The following is a 15,504-nucleotide window of genomic DNA, read 5'->3' on the forward strand; positions in this document are numbered from 1 at the left end:
GCGCGGCGGCCCACGCTGGTGGCATGTCGCCACTGGTGATCCGGGAGCTCCGGGAGCACGACTGGGATTCGGTGCGCCGGATCTACGCCGAGGGGATCGCGACCGGGAACGCGACGTTCGAGACCGAGGTCCCGGCACGGGAAGTGCTGGACGCCAAGTGGATTCGAGGCCACCGCTGGGTCGCCGAGATCGACGGCGAGGTCGCCGGCTGGGGCGCTGCCACGCCGGTGTCGGCGCGCGAGTGCTACTCCGGGGTCGCCGAGACGTCGATCTACACCGGCGCCGGGTTCCGCGGCCGCGGAGTCGGGAAGGCGTTGCTGCGCCGGCAGGTCACCGCGGCCGACGCCGGGGGCCTCTGGACGTTGCAGACCTCGATCTTCCCGGAGAACGAGGTCAGCATCGCCCTGCATCGCGCCGCCGGGTTCCGCGTGGTCGGAACCCGGGAGCGCATCGCCGAGCACCACGGGGTCTGGCGCGACACCGTCCTGCTGGAACGCCGCCGCGCGGACTGATCAGGCCGCGCCTTCGGCCTCCAGGGGGAGCTCCACCTCGCGCGGAGCGAGCTGCACGTACACCGTGCCGCCCTCGACGAGGACCTGGTGGGTGCGCAGCGCCCGCTTGGCGGGCGGGCACGTCGGCTTGCCGTCGCGGAGGTCGAAGAACGCGGCGTGCAAGGGACATTCGACGAAGCAGCCTTCGACGAACCCCGCCGACAACGACGCGTCCTGGTGCGTGCAGGTGTCGTCGACGGCGTAGAACGCGCCGTCGGCGTTGAAGACGGCGATCGGGACGTCGGCGACGAACCGGGTCGACTCGCCCGGGGCGAGCTCGTCGGCACGGCAAACAGCGAACATCGAACCTCCTGTGTTGCGCATTAGAGAACGTATGACGCCATGCGCAACACAGTGAGGGAGCGCCAGGAGTTGCGTCAATACGTCGGAGGCGTCGAATTCCGCTTCGCCCCTTGGGGAAATCCCCAGATCCACCGACTACCTCGCGGTAACCGGGCCGGACGTCTTGACAGCGCCCGATGCGGAATCGCATCGTGTTGTCGATCAGGCAACACGACTCTCATCGCGCAACAACTCACCTCGTGCGGATCGAGCCGAAAGGCACCCGAGATGACCGCTGCGGAGTTGCCGCAGAGCCTGCGGGCCACTCTTCCGGGCCACCACTACACCGACCCGTCGATCTTCGCGCTGGAGCAGGCGCGGATCTTCGAAACCGGTTGGTTCTGCGCGGTGCGCAGCGCCGACCTCGCCGCTCCCGGCGCTTTCCAGACCGTGCAGGTCGGCAGGGAGAGCGTGCTCATCACCCGCGACCGCAAGGGCGCCCTCAACGCCTTCCTCAACGTGTGTCGGCACCGCGGCGCCCGGTTGTGCACCGCCGAGTCCGGCCAGGTGCAGCGCTCGCTGCAATGTCCCTACCACGCCTGGACCTACGGGCTGGACGGAAATCTGATCGCGGCGCCCAACCTCGCCGGGATGCCCGACGTCGATCGCGGCGACTACGGCCTCAACCGCGTCCACCTGCGCGAATGGCTCGGCTACGCCTGGGTGTGCCTGGCAGGCGAAGCCCCGTCCTTCGAGGACGCGGTGATCGCCGACGTCGCGGGTCGCCTCGGCGATGCGGGCGAGATCGACTCCTACGACGTCGCCGGGCTCGCACTCGGCGAGCGGATCCGCTACGACGTCAAGGCGAACTGGAAGCAGATCATCGAGAACTTCATGGAGTGCTACCACTGCGCCACCATCCACCCCGAGCTCACCGAGGTGCTGCCGGAGTTCGCCGACGGTTTCGCCGCGCAGTACTACGTCGGCCACGGCGCCGAGTTCGGTGACGAGGTCAGCGGTTTCACCGTCGACGGGAGCAGCGGGGTCCAGCAGCTGCCCGGAGTCGGCGAGCACCAGGACCGCCGGTACTACGCGATCACCGTGCGCCCGCAGGTGTTCATCAACCTCGTACCCGACCACGTGATCATCCACCGGATGTTCCCGCTGGCCCCGGACCGGACGCTGGTGGACTGCGACTGGTTGTACCTGCCGGAGGTCGTCGCTTCGGGACAGGACCTGTCGCAGTCGGTGGAGCTGTTCCACCGGGTCAACCAGCAGGACTTCGACGCGTGCGAGCGCTGCCAGCTGGCCATGGACTCCCGCTCCTACGCCTCCGGCGGCGTGCTGGTCCCCAGCGAGCACCACATCGCCGAGTTCCACGACTGGGTCCGAGCCCACATCACCTGATCATCGCCCGGTGTTGAGCAGGAGGTAGCGCACGGCCAGGGCGCCCACGCCGAGGCTGATGCCGAGGAACACCACGACGGGACTGATCATCACCAGCCCGGCGAGGAGGACCAGACCGCCGACCACGGCGACAACGATCGCCGCCGTTCGCCGCCGGCGGGTGGCGGGGTCCGGCGGCGGTCGCTTGACCGACTCCGCGAACCGCGGCTCGTTCTCCTCGAACCACCGCTCGATCTCGTGGAGCCTCCGCCGCTCATCCCGGTTCAACATCGCAGCCTCCCCGGTCGGAGAACGATCCGGAGTTCCGGCGCATCGCCCCACCAGCGGTCGGCGCGGGACGTCCGATCGGCGCTGCGGCTCGTCACCGGCCGGAGGCGATGCCCATCAACATAAACCCGCTGCGCACCGCCGGGAAGGGCCCGTCCCCACCCAGCGGATGCCGCTTCCCGCTCGTCTACCGTGTGGGCAGAGCTGCCGGGCAACGTCGCCCCACTCCCCCGTTCGTCGTGTCCCGCCGTGAGCGGCGGTGACGTCTCGCGCCGTGACGCGGTGCCCGAACAGTCTGGTCTTCCACGTGCCGAAACAGTTCCTGACCCGCCCTGCCTGGGCGTCCCCGAAGGTCGCCCGCACCGAGGTCCTCGGGGGCCTGGTCGTCGCCTTGGCGTTGATCCCGGAGGCGATCTCGTTCTCCATCATCGCCGGGGTCGACCCGAGCGTGGGCCTGTTCGCCTCGTTCACGATGGCGGTGGTCATCGCGATCGTCGGCGGCAGGCCCGCGATGATCTCGGCCGCCACCGGCGCGATCGCGCTGGTCGTGGCGCCGCTGGCGCGCGAGCACGGGATGGGCGTGCTGGTCGCCACCGTGATCCTGGGCGGGGTGTTCCAGGTGGCGCTGGGCGCGCTGGGCGTGGCGAAGCTGATGCGGTTCGTGCCGCGCAGCGTCATGGTCGGGTTCGTCAACTCGCTGGCCATCATGATCTTCATGGCACAGGTCCCGGAGCTCATCGGCGTGCCGTGGATGGTCTACCCGCTGTTCGCGGCCGGGCTGATCATCCTGGTGCTGTTCCCGAAGCTCACCAAGGTCGTCCCGGCACCGCTGGTGTCGATCGTGGCGCTGACCGCCGTGACGGTCGCCGCGGGCATCGCCGTGCCGACCGTCGGCGACAAGGGGGCGCTGCCGTCCTCGCTGCCGATCCCGGGCATCCCGGACGTGCCGCTCACGCTGGACACGCTCACGCTCATCGCTCCCTACGCGCTGGCGTTCGCGCTGGTCGGGCTGATGGAGTCGCTGATGACCGCGAAGCTCGTCGACGACATCACCGACACCCGCTCGAACAAGACCCGCGAGTCCATCGGGCAGGGCATCGCCAACATCGTCACCGGCTTCTTCGGCGGCATGGGCGGCTGCGCGATGATCGGCCAGACGATGATCAACGTGAGGACGGCCGGGTCCCGCACGCGGTTGTCGACGTTCCTGGCGGGCGCCTTCCTAATGGTCCTGTGCATCGCCTTCGGGCCGCTCGTCTCGCAGATCCCGATGGCCGCGCTGGTCGCGGTGATGGTGCTGGTCTCCGTCGGCACCTTCGACTGGCACAGCATCGCGCCGAAGACCCTGCAGCGGATGCCCGCGGGCGAGATCATCGTGATGGTGGTGACGGTGGCCTGCGTGGTCGCCACCGACAACCTGGCGATCGGCGTGGTCGTCGGATCGATCACCGCGATGGTCATCTTCGCCCGCCGGGTCGCGCACCTCGTCGAGGTCACCTCGGTCACCGACCCGGACGGCACGCAGATCGTCCACCACGTCACCGGCGAGCTGTTCTTCGCCTCCAGCAACGACCTCGTCCACCGGTTCGACTACGGCGCCGAGCCCGGCCACGTGGTCATCGATCTCACCGACGCGCACATCTGGGACGCCTCCACCGTCGCCGCGCTCGACGACATCACCACCCGGTACGAGGCGCGCGGCAAGCGGGTCGAGATCGTGGGCCTCAACGAGGCCAGCGCGGCCATGCACGGCCGCCTGACCGGGGCGTTGTCCGGAAGCCATTGAGGTCAGCGGGAAATCGTTGAACAACTGATGCACCCGAGCGTCGACACGGGCACGGCGACGCGCGATCATGACCGCATGCACGACGAGCGGCCTGCCACCGACATCGACACCACCTCGCCCAGCGTCGCCCGAGGGTACGACCACTGGCTGGGCGGCAAGGACAACTTCGAGGTCGACCGCACGATCCTCGACGCCATCGAGGAGATCGTGCCGGAGGCCAGGCCGCTGGCCCAGGAGAACCGCTACTGGCTGATCCGCGCCGTGCGATTCCTGAGCTCGCCGCTGCACGCCGGGATCGACCAGTTCCTGGACCTGGGCTGCGGGCTCCCGACGATGCAGAACGTGCACCAGGTCGCCCAGGCCAACAACCCGGACGCCGTCGTCGTCTACGTCGACAACGACCCGACCGTCGCCGCCTACGGGCGCGCGATGCTCGCGGAGAACGAGAACACCCACTTCTCCATCAACGACCTGCGCCACCCCGACGACATCCTGAGCGACCCGGTCGTCACCCGGAACCTGGACTTCGAGCGCCCGATCGCGCTGATCCACTCCGGCACCATGCACCACGTCGCCGAGGAGTACCGCCCGCGCGAGGTCATGCAGCGCTACGTCCAGGCGCTGGCACCCGGTTCCTACGTGGCGATGTCGCACTTCAGCTGGCCCGAGGGCTCGGAGGAGCACCGCGAGCTGGCGGGCAAGATCGAGCGCACGCTCAACGAGATGGTCGCGTCCTGCTGGTGGCGCAGCAACGAGGAGATCCTGACCTTCATCGACGGGCTGGAGCTCATGCCGCCCGGACTGGTCCGCACGGTCGACTGGTGGCCCGAAGGTCCCTCGCTCACCCCGAAGTCCGAGATCACCAACCTCATCTTCGGAGCAGTGGCGACGAAGCCATGACGGGCCACCGGCGGTTCTGACCCGCATCACCCGCGATCGGACTCCCGCTCGCGGAAACGACCAGCACCGCGCGGAACACCCGCGCACAGGTTTCCACGTCTCCGCACGAGACCTCAGAAGAGGCCGAAGGGTTCACGCGCGCGAGCACGGGCGCGGAGCACGTGCTTCAGGCGAAGCCGCGGAGGACGCGCCGCTCCACCTCGGCCGCGAAGTCGTCGAAAGCGGCGGTGACGCGCTGTTCGTCACCGGTGGCGAACAGGTCGGACAGCAGCCCGCGGATGGTCGACACCAGCGAGGTCGCCACGGCTTGCGCTTCCGACTCCGGACAGCCGTAGCGGATCAGCCCTGCGGCGATCAGCTCGTTGCGCTGGCGCATCGAGTCCGCGACGGCCTTCGCCAGCGCGGGATCGCCGTACATGGCGTGACCGGTGATCGCGACGAACAACCGGACGTACCGCCGGGCCCGCCGGTCGGTGACCCGGCGCCAGATGGCGCGTATCGGATCGGGGTGGTCGCGGGGGAGATCCGGCAGCGACAACGTCACCGACAGCACCTGGTCGACGACCTCGGCGACGAGCCGGTCCTTGGAGCTGAAGTGGTGCACCAGGGTCGCGTGGCTGACCCCTGCCGATTGGGCGACCTTGCGCAGCGACAGGTCGTCGAGCCCCTTCTCCAGGGCGTGTTCCGTCGCGGCGGCGAGCACTTCGCCGCGACGGTGCTGGAAGCGCAACTTCCGGCCGTCGACCCGTTCCATGCGGTCAGAGTAGCGGGTCGGCCAGATTGATTGACCGATTGGTAGAGCTACTTTAAAGTCGATCGCGTTCCGGAACCCTGCTCCTGTGACGCGCGTGTTCCCCGGGCCGGCGCGAACCCGGGGAACTCCGCGAGGACTCATCCGGTGCGCCCTGCGGTGCCGGGCGCCTCTCGAAGAGGACGAATCCATGGAATTGAAGCGTTCCACCGGTCACCTCTCCCGATTACGCCGTTCTCTCGTCGTCTCCCTCGCCGTGCTCGGGCTGATCAGCGGCAGCGTGACGCTGGCGCAAGCGGCGGAAACCGCCGACGTGCACGGACCCGACCCGACGGAGGAGAGCATCACCGCCCCGCGCGGTCCGTTCGAGGTCGCCGAGGAATCCGTTCCCCGGTCGAGCGTCAGCGGTTTCGGCGGCGGCACGATCTACTACCCGACCGACACGACCGACGGCCTGTTCTCCGCCCTGGCCATCTCCCCCGGCTTCACGGGCCCGGAGGGATCCATCGCGTGGCTCGGACCGCGGCTCGCCTCACAGGGTTTCGTGGTGTTCACGATCGAGACGATCACCCTCACCGACCCGCCCGACTCCCGCGCGGCGCAGTTGCAGGCGTCGCTGGACTACCTGACCGACGACAGCAGCGTGCAGGACCGCGTCGATCCGGACCGGCTCGGCGTCATGGGCCACTCGATGGGCGGCGGCGGTTCGCTGAAAGCCGCGCTGGACAACCCCGCGCTCAAGGCCGTGGTCCCGCTGACCCCGTGGCACACCACCAAGGACTTCTCCGGGGTGACGGCGCCGACGCTGATCATCGGGGCGCAGAACGACACGATCGCCCCGGTTTCCGAGCACGCCGAGCCGTTCTACGAGAGCCTGCCCGACGATCCCGCCAAGGCGTACGTGGAGCTGGCCGGAGAGGGGCACCTCGCGCCCATCCTCGGCAACACCACGCTCGCGAAGTACAGCATCGCGTGGATCAAGCGGTTCCTCGACGAGGACACCCGCTACGACCAGTTCCTGTGCCCGCCACCGCAGGATCCGGCGCTATCGGATTACCGATCCACCTGTCCGCACTGAGCCACGAGCCGTGCGGACGGGAAATCCGCTGCGGCGCCGGTCTTCGAGGGGGGATCGGCGCCGCGGCGATCACCGCCGGAGGACCGACAGCAGCGTGTCGTAGGTGCTCTCGATCGCACCTTCCTCGCTGGTCAGCACCGTGACGGCCGGACGGGCGCGGATCACGTCGGCCAGCCGGTCGTGCATCTGGGCGAGGAACGCGGCGCCGCCCTCCCGCTCCACGATCGTCTTGACCTGCCGGTGCCATTCCCCGTCACCGTCCGCACCGCGCCGCGCGAAGCGCTCGACGGACCGCTGCTTGGTGTCCAGCAGCACGACCTCCCGGAACTCGGCACCGCTCTGGCGCGCCACGGCCTCGAAGCGCTCGATCTCGGTGATGTTGCCGAGGTACTGCGGCAGCACGACGTCCCGACCACCGCTGAGGTGCGCAGCGGCCGCGGCCAGCGCCAAAGGCCGCACGATCTCGCCGGTCTCGGCGAAACGATCGCGCCATCCGCCGATCATCCCGCGCAGCTGGTCGATGTCCAGGTCGAGCACCCCCGGGTGCTCGTCGGCGTAACGCCGGGCCAAGGTCGACTTCCCGATCCCGGGCGGACCGTTGAGATGCACCAGGCGAACCACAGGACTCACCCTACGAGCCCAGCGCGAACCTCCTCGGACATCACCGTCGGCGTGTTCGGCCAATTCCGCTGTACGCACCTGCGACCATCCGGTGAAGGCACGCTGAACGAGTCCGACGGAGGACGAGGTCATGAGGTACGCCGAGGCCGCTGCGGCGGGCATCTGGGAATCGGGGGCGGACCGGGTCGGCTACGTCCCGTCGGTGACGGTCGCGCCGGTCGTCTCCGCGCTGGTGACGACAGACGGAGGTGCCGACGGCGTCTCGCCGCGCGTCACCCCGCTCTCGCGCGAGGAGGAAGCCGTCGGGATCCTCGGAGCGCTGCCGCTGGCGGGTCAGTTCGGTGCGATCGTCATGCAGGACAACGGTTTCGGCAACGCGCTGACCGCGCTGACGACCTTCTCCCTCTCCTACCACCTACCGCTGCTGATCTTCGCCAACACGCGCGGCGGGCTCGGCGAGTACAACTCGATGATCCACTCGATCAGCCGGCACGTACCCGACCTGCTGCGCACCGCCGGGCTCCCCGTCTTCGAGCTGGACCGGCGCTCGTCCCCGCAGGACTGGCGGGACGCGACCGCCGAAGCCGGCGCGCACTCGCGGATGACCTACCGGCCCGTCGTCGTGCTCGCCTCGTTCTGGAACACCGACGGGAAGGTCGCCTGATGCGCCGCCTCGAAGCCCTGCGGCAGCTCACCGAACTCACCGAGGACCTCCCGGTGGTGGTGACCTGCGCGGCGACCAGCCGCGAGCTCGCCTCGGTGGCCGACCGGGACAACCACTTCTCCCTCCTGGACTCGATGGGCCTCGCCGGTTCGGTGGCGACCGGCCTGGCGATGGCCGTCGCGGGCTCGCCGGTGCAGAAGGTCATCGGCATCGAAGGCGACGGCTCGCTGCTGATGAACCCGAACGTCCTGCCCACGGGCGGGTACACCGCACCGCGCGCACTGCTGCTCGTGCTGCTCGACAACCGCTCCTACGGTTCCACCGCAGGTCTGCCCACCTACACCGACCGCATCGACCTGGGCGCCATGGCCGAGGCCACCGGCTGGACCGTCGCCCGGGCATCGGACCCGGAGTCGCTGCGCGAGGAGTTCACCCGTCTCCTCGGCATCCCGGGGCCGGCCCTGCTGCACGTCCGCATCGAACCCGGCAACGCCGCCGACATCCCGAAGCTGCTGGTGGACCCGGTCGTCCTGACCCACCGCTTCCAGAACTGGCTCCGCGCCAAGCTCACCGAGACCGGCGACACCGAACCGGGCGCGCAGCAGCGGACTTAGGGGTCATCGCAGAATGCGGACTCAGCTGGCACCGCCAAGCAACGCGATTCCGCAAGGAGCACTGTTTCAGCGTCAGGCCGCTTCGGCTGCCCGGGCGGCCTCCAGCCGGATCTTGCGGGTGGCGGGCCCGAACAGCGCCAGGGCCAGGGCGCCCACGATCCAGGTGCCGCCGATGAAGTAGAAGACGGTCATGTACCCGAATCCGCTGTAGAGCCCGGCGATGATCAGCGGCCCGGCGGCGTTGGACAGCCTGCCCACGCCGTAGGAGATCGACGTGCCCAGCGAGCGGCCGTCGGTGTCGTAGAGCTCCGGGGAGTAGGCGTAGGCCAGGGCCGTGTACCCGCGCTCGAACAGGTTCACCATGAACCCGAAGACCACGACCAGCACCGGCACGAAGGTCAACCCGTACAGCAGGCCCGAACCGGCGATGATCAGCCCGAACACTACGAGGCACCACTTGCGCTCGAACCGATCGGTGACCTGCGCCGCGAGGAACGAGCCCAGCGGTGCGCCGACGGTGGTCAGCGCGACGAAGAAGATGGAGTCCTCCACGCTGACCCCCTCCGCGGCCAGCAGCGTCGGAGCCCACGAGGAGAAGCCGAAGAAGCCGATGGTCTGGGTGATCCACAGCACCGACAGCAGGAGCGTCGGGAGCAGGAACTTCTTCTGCTTGAGCAGCCCCAGGCCCGGCTTGGCTGCGGGTTCGGCCGTCACGGGTTCCGCGGCGGCGGGCAGCTCGCCGTGCTCGGCCGCGGCTCGGGATTCCAGGGAGCGCAGGACCGCGTCGGCCTCCTCGTGACGACCGCGCGATTCCAGCCATTGCGGGGATTCGACGAGCTTGCGCAGGAACACCAGGAACAGCACGCCCATCGCGCCCCACAGGTAGACGAGCCGCCAGGTCTGCTCCCCCATCGGCACCACCAGCGAGGCGATGAGGTTGGTGGCGGGCGTGCCGCAGATGCCGATCATGATGACGTAGGCCTGGAACTTCCCGCGCTTGGCCCGCGGGAACACCTCGTTGAGGTAGACCACCGCGACCACGGTCATCGCCGACAGGCCCGCGCTGGTCAGGACGCGGAACACGCCCATCGACAGCATGTCCCACGCGAACGCGGTCGTCAGCGACCACACCGAGAACCACACCGTGGTCAGCGTCAGGGTGCGCTTGCGCCCCAGCCGGTCGGCCAGCCCGCCCGCCACGACCGAGCCGATGAACATGCCCACGAACGACAACGAGGTCACGTAGGCGATGTGGCTGACGTCGGAACCCCACTGCACGCGCACCTTGGGGGCGGTGATGGCGAAGGTGTTGATGTCGGCGAACTCGAAGAAGTACGCGAACGCCAAGGCGACGATGGTGGTCTTGTGGAACCGGGAGATCGGCAACCGGTCCAGCCGGTTGGCGGAGTTGGTGACGGAGTGCGGCACTGCGGTCTCCTAGTGGAAGTGGGCGTCGTTGCCCGGATGTCGCTCAGGCCTGCTCTTCGGGCCAGTACAGGCGCATCGGGTTGTCCACGAGCAGTGCCTGCTGCTGCTCGGCGGTGACGGCGATCTGCGGGACGTGGTCCAGCAGCAGGCCGTCGTCGGGCATGTGATCGGTGAGGTTGGGGTGCGGCCAGTCCGTTCCCCACAGCACGCGGTCCGGGAAGGCGTCAACGACCGCGCGGGCGAACGGGACGACGTCGCGATAGGCGTGCCGCTCGCCGTCCAGCGCGGCGGGCCCGGTCTTCGTCAGGCGCTCCGGGCAGGACACCTTGACCCACGCGCCGCTGCGCGCGACGAAGTCGAGGAACGCGGTGAACTCCGGGCCTTCGGGGGCCTCGGTGACGTCGGGGCGTCCCATGTGGTCGATCACCAGCGGAACCGGCAGCGACCGGAAGAACTCCTCGAGATCGGGCAGGTCCGGGGCCTCGAAGTAGAGGACGACGTGCCAGCCGAGCGGGGCGATCTTCGCGGCGATGGTCGTCAGCGCCTCGGTCGGCACGTCGTCGACCAGGCGCTTGACGAAGTTGAACCGAACGCCCCGAACGCCCGCCTCGTGCAGGCGTTCCAGCTCGTCCTCGGTGACCTCCGGGCCTACCGAAGCGACGCCGCGCGCCCGGCCGCCGGAGGCTCGCAGCGCGTCGACGAGGGCGCTGTTGTCGCTGCCGTGGCAGGTGGCCTGCACGATGACGTTGCGGGCCAGGCCGAGGTGGTCGCGCAGCGCGAACAGCTGCTCCTTGGCGGCGTCCACCGGCGTGTACTTGCGCTCCGGCGCGAACGGGAACTCCTCGGCCGGGCCGAAGACGTGGCAGTGCGCGTCGACGGCACCTTCAGGCGGGGTGAAGGCCGGTTCGCTCGGGTTCGGGTGCCAGGGCAGCCACCCGGGGGTCACCTCAGTCGACATAGGTCAGTCCCAGGTCCGCGAGCTTCGGTCGCATGTCGTAGAGGTCCAGGCCGAGCACGCCGTCCTGGAACCGCTCGCGCTTGTCCTCCTCGTTCGCTTCGCGCCGTGCCGCTGCCTCGGCGACCTCGGCAGCCCGGGCAGCGGGCACCACGACCACGCCGTCGGTGTCGGCGACGACGACATCACCCGGGTTGACCAGCGCGTTGGCCACCACGACCGGCACGTTGACCGAGCCGAGGGTGGCCTTGACGGTGCCCTTGGCGTTGACGGCCCGGGAGAAGACCGGGAAGTCCATCTCGCGCAGGTCATCGACGTCGCGGCAACCGCCGTCGATGATCAGCCCCCTGGCGCCCCGGGCGCGCAGCGACGTCGCCAGGAGCTCGCCGAAGAAGCCGTCCTCGCACTCGGTGGTGCAACCGGCCACGACGACATCGCCGTCCTGCACCTGCTCGGCGGCGACGTGCAGCATCCAGTTGTCGCCGGGTTGCAGCAGTGCGGTCACGGCGGTGCCGCAGAGCTTCGCTCCCCGGTAGACGGGCCGGACGTAGGGGCGCATCAGCCCGACCCTGCCCATGGCCTCGTGCACCGTGGCCACGCCGAACCGCGAGAGGGCCTCGACGGCCTCGCGATCGGCGCGCCGGACGGTGCGGTGGACTACTCCGAGTTCGTGCACGGTGGAGCTCTCCTTCGTCGGTGGCGGGGTCATGAGTGGTGCGGAGCCGCCCTGTGTGTGCCTGTGTCGGGGAAGTTTTCATGAAAACTTCCCCGACACAGCACCTTCTAGCGGCCTTGGGCGGCCAGGCGGGCGTCGAGGCGCGGGTAGGCGCGGCGGGCGTTGCCCTCTTCGATCGCTGCGAGGGATTCGGCGGTGAGACCGGCCTTCTCGACGTAGCGGCGGGTGTCGTCGAAGTGGTGGCCGGTGCGCGGGTCGACGCCGCGGACGGCGCCGATCATCTCGGAGGCGAACAGCACGCTGGAGTGCGGGATCACGTCCAGGAGCAGGTCGATCCCGGGCTGGTGGTAGACGCAGGTGTCGAAGAAGACGTTGCCCAGCAAGGATTCCTCGGGCTCAGGGCGGTCCAGCGCCTGCGCCAGACCGCGAAAACGACCCCAGTGGTAGGGAACCGCGCCACCGCCGTGCGGGATGACCAGTCGCAGCTCCGGGAACTCGCTGAACAGATCGCCTTGCAGCAGTTGCATGAACGCCGTGGTGTCGGCGTTGAGGTAGTGCGCACCCGTGGTGTGGAACGCCGGGTTGCAGCTGGTCGAGACGTGCACCATGGCGGGCACGTCGAGCTCGGAGAGCTTCTCCCACAACGGGTACCAGGAGCGGTCGGTCAGCGGCGGCGAGCTCCAGCGCCCACCGGAGGGGTCGGGGTTGATGTTCACCGCGACCGCGCCCAGGTCGACGACGCGTTCCAGCTCGTCGAGCACCGTCGCCGGATCGACCCCGGGCGACTGGGGCAGCATGGCGCCGAAGGCGAAGCGCTGCGGGTAGAGCTCCGCGACCCGGTGGCACAGGTCGTTGCAGATGCGCGACCACGTCGAGGAGGTCTCGAAGTCGCCGATGTGGTGCGCCATGAACGACGCGCGCGGCGAGAACACGGTGACGTCGATGCCGCGCTCGTCCATCTGCCGCAGCTGCTGGGTCTCCAGCGACTCGCGGATCTCGTCGTCGCTGATGACCGGGCCTGCCGGGTCGGGGCGCTTCGCCGGGTCTTGCAGCCCCGCGACCTGGGCGTCGCGCCAGCTGCCGAGCGGGCCCGGAGCGGTGGTGTAGTGACCGTGGACGTCGATGATCACGCGGATCGCTCCTTCGCGACGGGGTTCCAGAGGGAGGACGGGACGAGGACGTCGCCGGACATCAGCAGCCGCGCCGTGCGCAGCAGCGCCGAGCGCACGACCTTCTGCGGGTCGTCGGGATCGAGCCCGAGGGTGACGCTGAACTCGCCGGAGGGGTGCTCCACCGACACCGTCGGCTCCTCGCCCGCGACGCGCGCGGCGACCCCGTGGGCGACGCTGCCCTCCAGGACGCAGGCGGTGGCGGCGGTGACCGCGGCGAGCACGCCGATCGACCGGTGGGCGACGCGGGGGATCAGGCTGCGGGTGGACACGCTGCCGCCGTGGCGGGGCGGCGCCACCAGCGTCATCTTCGGGTAGTTCTCGTCCGCGACGTCGCCGAGTCCCATGCGGTGGCCGCAGACCAGGCGCAGCGCTTCCACCTTCGCCTTGAGCGCGTCGTCGGCGTCGATCTCGGCGGGCGACTCGTACCCGGTGGCCCCGAGACGCGCGGCCTCGACGACCACCAGCGGCTGGCCGTTGTCGATCAGCGTGACCTCGACCGTCCCGATCCCGTCGACCTCGACGGTGTCGCGCACGTTGCCGGTGGGCAGCAGCGAGCCCGCCACCGAGCCCGCGGTGTCGAGGAAGCCGATCTCGATGGGCGCGGCTCCCCCGGGAACACCGTCGATGTGCGCCTCACCTGCGTAATCGAGGTGCCGCCCGGACGGGCCGGCAGGCGTGCGGACGGTGATCTCGGCGATCATGCCGGTGTTGCGGGTGAGCACCCGGGCGGTGGTGCGATCACTCTCGGGCACGACCATCCCGGTCTCGATGGCGAACGGCAGCACCGCGGCCAGCATGTTCCCGCAGTTGGAGGTCACGTCGACGGCGTTTCCGCCGGGCTGCACCTGGCCGAAGGTCCACTCGACATCGATGCCCGGCCGCGCGTCCGGTGCGACGATGCCGACCTTGCTGGTCAGCGGGTGCGCTCCGCCGATGCCGTCGATCTGGCGCTCGTCGGGCGAGCCCAGGGCGGCGAGCAGCACGGCGTCGCGGGCAGCGGGGTCGCGGGGCAGCGTGCGCTCGTCGAAGAACGGTCCCCGCGAGGTGCCTCCTCGCATGAGCAGGCACGGGATCGCTGTCTGCGAACCGCGGTGGCGCGCGGTGTCGGCGGGCATGGCACTCCTCCATCGGGTCGCCGCGAGCGCGGCGCACTCCCCTCGGCTGCCAGGAACCTAAACTATGAACACGATTGTTCACAATCTTTCAGACAAAATCAGTCGCCATATTGCGCACCACTTCTGAGCAGCGGGACCGCGACGTCAGCGCTTCAGCGCACACCGCTACGGTTCGAGGGATGCGTGCTCAGGAGAAGCGAGCCGTCGAGGCGGTGGCCGACCACCTCGCCGGGCTCTGCCACGCCCCCGACGCGTTCTCCCTCGCGCAGGTCATCGGCACCGCGCTCGGAGCGACCGGCTGCGCGCTCACCATCTCCGGCGAGCGCCACCAGTGGGGACGCGGCGAAGACCGGTGGCTCAGCGAGCCCGTCGAGTACGACGGCCAGGTGCAGGCCGTGCTCGCCGTGGCGCCGGAAACCGCCGGACCGCTGGACTCGCTCGCAGCCGTCCTCGGACCACCGCTCGTAGCGCTGCGGCTGGCCGCCGAGACCGACCAGCTCCGCCGCGACGGCGACGCGGCCGCGCGCGAGCTCGTCGACGACCGGTGGCGCACCACCGTCGAGATGGAGCAAGAACGACGCGGCCTCGAACGCGACCTGCACGACGGAGCCCAGCACCACCTCGTCGCGCTCAAGATGTCGATGGCCCTCGTCGAGCACACCGGCGCCACCCAAGAACGGCTCGCCGAGCTGGAGTCCAAACTGGACGCCGCCGAAAAAGCGCTCACCGACACGGCCGCCGGGATCCTGCCGATCCCGCTGTCCACCGAAGGACTCGCGGGCGCGCTGCGCGCCGAACTCGACGCGCACCCCGACGTCGCGCTCGACACCACCGGATTCCGGCGCCGCTACCCGCCGCTGGTGGAATCCACCGTGTACTTCGCGTGCCTGGAAGCCGTGAACAACGCGCACAAGCACGCCCCCGGAGCGTCCATCCGCGTCGCTGTCCGCGACAACGCCGGCGGACTGGAATTCGTGGTCTCCGACAACGGACCCGGGTTCACCATCACCGGGCGCAACAAGGGACTGCCCAACCTCTCCGCCCGGATGGCCACCGTCGGCGGGACGATCGACGTGCGATCCGCCCCAGGACAAGGAACAACAATCACCGCCTTCGTTCCGGGTTAGGGGAACTCAACTGTTCCAGGCTCATCCTGCTTAGCGGTGCAAGTAGGGGAACCTGAGCGGCGCTGTGGACTCCGCGCGCCACTCCTGATGTATGTCCAATACACGGCGTC

General features: G+C 69.5%; 16 protein-coding genes and 1 pseudogene. 8 read left to right on the plus strand and 9 right to left on the minus strand.

The features are described 5' to 3' along the window. Positions 1-35 precede the first annotated feature (35 nt). Positions 36-512 (plus strand): annotated as a pseudogene (locus tag FHU35_RS05800) (N-acetyltransferase family protein); the annotation flags it as partial. On the opposite strand, the gene FHU35_RS05805 reads toward FHU35_RS05800, so the two are convergent. Next, positions 513-854 (minus strand): bifunctional 3-phenylpropionate/cinnamic acid dioxygenase ferredoxin subunit, encoded by a 342-nt coding sequence (locus tag FHU35_RS05805; RefSeq protein WP_145737315.1) that lies wholly within the window; start codon positions 852-854, stop codon positions 513-515. Positions 855-1,121: 267 nt separating this feature from the next. On the opposite strand from FHU35_RS05805, the gene FHU35_RS05810 reads away from it, so the two are divergent. Further along, the gene (locus tag FHU35_RS05810; protein WP_145737316.1) at positions 1,122-2,240 is read left to right on the plus strand and encodes an aromatic ring-hydroxylating oxygenase subunit alpha; all 1,119 of its coding nucleotides are present in this window, start codon (positions 1,122-1,124) and stop codon (positions 2,238-2,240) included. On the opposite strand, the gene FHU35_RS05815 is transcribed toward FHU35_RS05810, so the two are convergent. After that, positions 2,241-2,510 carry a DUF3040 domain-containing protein gene (locus FHU35_RS05815; protein ID WP_145737317.1) on the minus strand — a complete coding sequence of 90 codons (270 nt, stop codon included), beginning with the start codon at positions 2,508-2,510 and terminating at the stop codon, positions 2,241-2,243. Positions 2,511-2,814: 304 nt separating this feature from the next. Here FHU35_RS05815 and FHU35_RS05820 point away from each other — a divergent pair, with 304 nt between their 5' ends. Beyond that, complete coding sequence (locus tag FHU35_RS05820) at positions 2,815-4,293, plus strand: SulP family inorganic anion transporter (protein ID WP_222429284.1); 1,479 nt, start codon at positions 2,815-2,817, stop codon at positions 4,291-4,293. 75 nt (positions 4,294-4,368) lie between these two features. Then, positions 4,369-5,193, plus strand: coding sequence for an SAM-dependent methyltransferase (locus FHU35_RS05825; RefSeq protein WP_145737318.1), 825 nt, complete (start codon positions 4,369-4,371; stop codon positions 5,191-5,193). Between the two features lie 166 nt (positions 5,194-5,359). Here the strand turns inward: FHU35_RS05825 and FHU35_RS05830 are convergent, their stop codons facing one another. Further along, a complete protein-coding gene (locus FHU35_RS05830) occupies positions 5,360-5,947 on the minus strand; it encodes a TetR/AcrR family transcriptional regulator (protein ID WP_186459273.1) in 588 nt (195 codons plus the stop codon). A 187-nt stretch (positions 5,948-6,134) separates the two neighbouring features. On the opposite strand from FHU35_RS05830, the gene FHU35_RS05835 reads away from it, so the two are divergent. Next, a complete protein-coding gene (locus FHU35_RS05835; protein WP_145737320.1) occupies positions 6,135-7,022 on the plus strand; it encodes a poly(ethylene terephthalate) hydrolase family protein in 888 nt (295 codons plus the stop codon). A gap of 69 nt (positions 7,023-7,091) precedes the next feature. On the opposite strand, the gene FHU35_RS05840 is transcribed toward FHU35_RS05835, so the two are convergent. Further along, a complete protein-coding gene (locus FHU35_RS05840; protein WP_246110090.1) occupies positions 7,092-7,652 on the minus strand; it encodes an AAA family ATPase in 561 nt (186 codons plus the stop codon). A gap of 121 nt (positions 7,653-7,773) precedes the next feature. Here FHU35_RS05840 and FHU35_RS05845 point away from each other — a divergent pair, with 121 nt between their 5' ends. Beyond that, positions 7,774-8,307: a thiamine pyrophosphate-binding protein gene (locus FHU35_RS05845; protein WP_145737321.1), complete on the plus strand. Its 534-nt coding sequence runs from the start codon at positions 7,774-7,776 to the stop codon at positions 8,305-8,307. Then, positions 8,307-8,921 (plus strand): thiamine pyrophosphate-dependent enzyme, encoded by a 615-nt coding sequence (locus FHU35_RS05850; RefSeq protein WP_145737322.1) that lies wholly within the window; start codon positions 8,307-8,309, stop codon positions 8,919-8,921. The genes FHU35_RS05845 and FHU35_RS05850 overlap by 1 nt, the downstream gene beginning before the upstream one ends. Before the next feature lie 72 nt (positions 8,922-8,993). Here the strand turns inward: FHU35_RS05850 and FHU35_RS05855 are convergent, their stop codons facing one another. The 5 genes from FHU35_RS05855 to FHU35_RS05875 all read right to left on the minus strand — a co-directional run bounded on the left by FHU35_RS05855 (position 8,994) and on the right by FHU35_RS05875 (position 14,267). Next, a complete protein-coding gene (locus FHU35_RS05855) occupies positions 8,994-10,349 on the minus strand; it encodes an MFS transporter (protein ID WP_145737323.1) in 1,356 nt (451 codons plus the stop codon). A gap of 43 nt (positions 10,350-10,392) precedes the next feature. Beyond that, entirely contained in the window at positions 10,393-11,307 is a 915-nt protein-coding gene (locus FHU35_RS05860; RefSeq protein ID WP_145737324.1) for an amidohydrolase family protein, read from the minus strand. Next, positions 11,297-11,980, minus strand: a complete 684-nt coding sequence (gene ligK, locus FHU35_RS05865; protein ID WP_145737325.1) for a 4-carboxy-4-hydroxy-2-oxoadipate aldolase/oxaloacetate decarboxylase — start codon at positions 11,978-11,980, stop codon at positions 11,297-11,299. Before ligK ends, FHU35_RS05860 begins: the two co-directional genes overlap by 11 nt. 107 nt (positions 11,981-12,087) lie before the next feature. Continuing rightward, on the minus strand, positions 12,088-13,110 hold the full coding sequence (locus FHU35_RS05870; protein ID WP_145737326.1) for an amidohydrolase family protein: 1,023 nt from the start codon (positions 13,108-13,110) through the stop codon (positions 12,088-12,090). Next, complete coding sequence (locus FHU35_RS05875) at positions 13,107-14,267, minus strand: 4-oxalomesaconate tautomerase (protein ID WP_145737327.1); 1,161 nt, start codon at positions 14,265-14,267, stop codon at positions 13,107-13,109. The genes FHU35_RS05870 and FHU35_RS05875 overlap by 4 nt, the downstream gene beginning before the upstream one ends. A 179-nt stretch (positions 14,268-14,446) precedes the next feature. Here FHU35_RS05875 and FHU35_RS05880 point away from each other — a divergent pair, with 179 nt between their 5' ends. Beyond that, positions 14,447-15,394 (plus strand): sensor histidine kinase, encoded by a 948-nt coding sequence (locus tag FHU35_RS05880; RefSeq protein WP_145737328.1) that lies wholly within the window; start codon positions 14,447-14,449, stop codon positions 15,392-15,394. The last annotated feature ends 110 nt before the right edge of the window (positions 15,395-15,504 follow it).

It is taken from the genome of Saccharopolyspora dendranthemae (genome assembly GCF_007829955.1).
GTDB lineage: Bacteria > Actinomycetota > Actinomycetes > Mycobacteriales > Pseudonocardiaceae > Saccharopolyspora > Saccharopolyspora dendranthemae.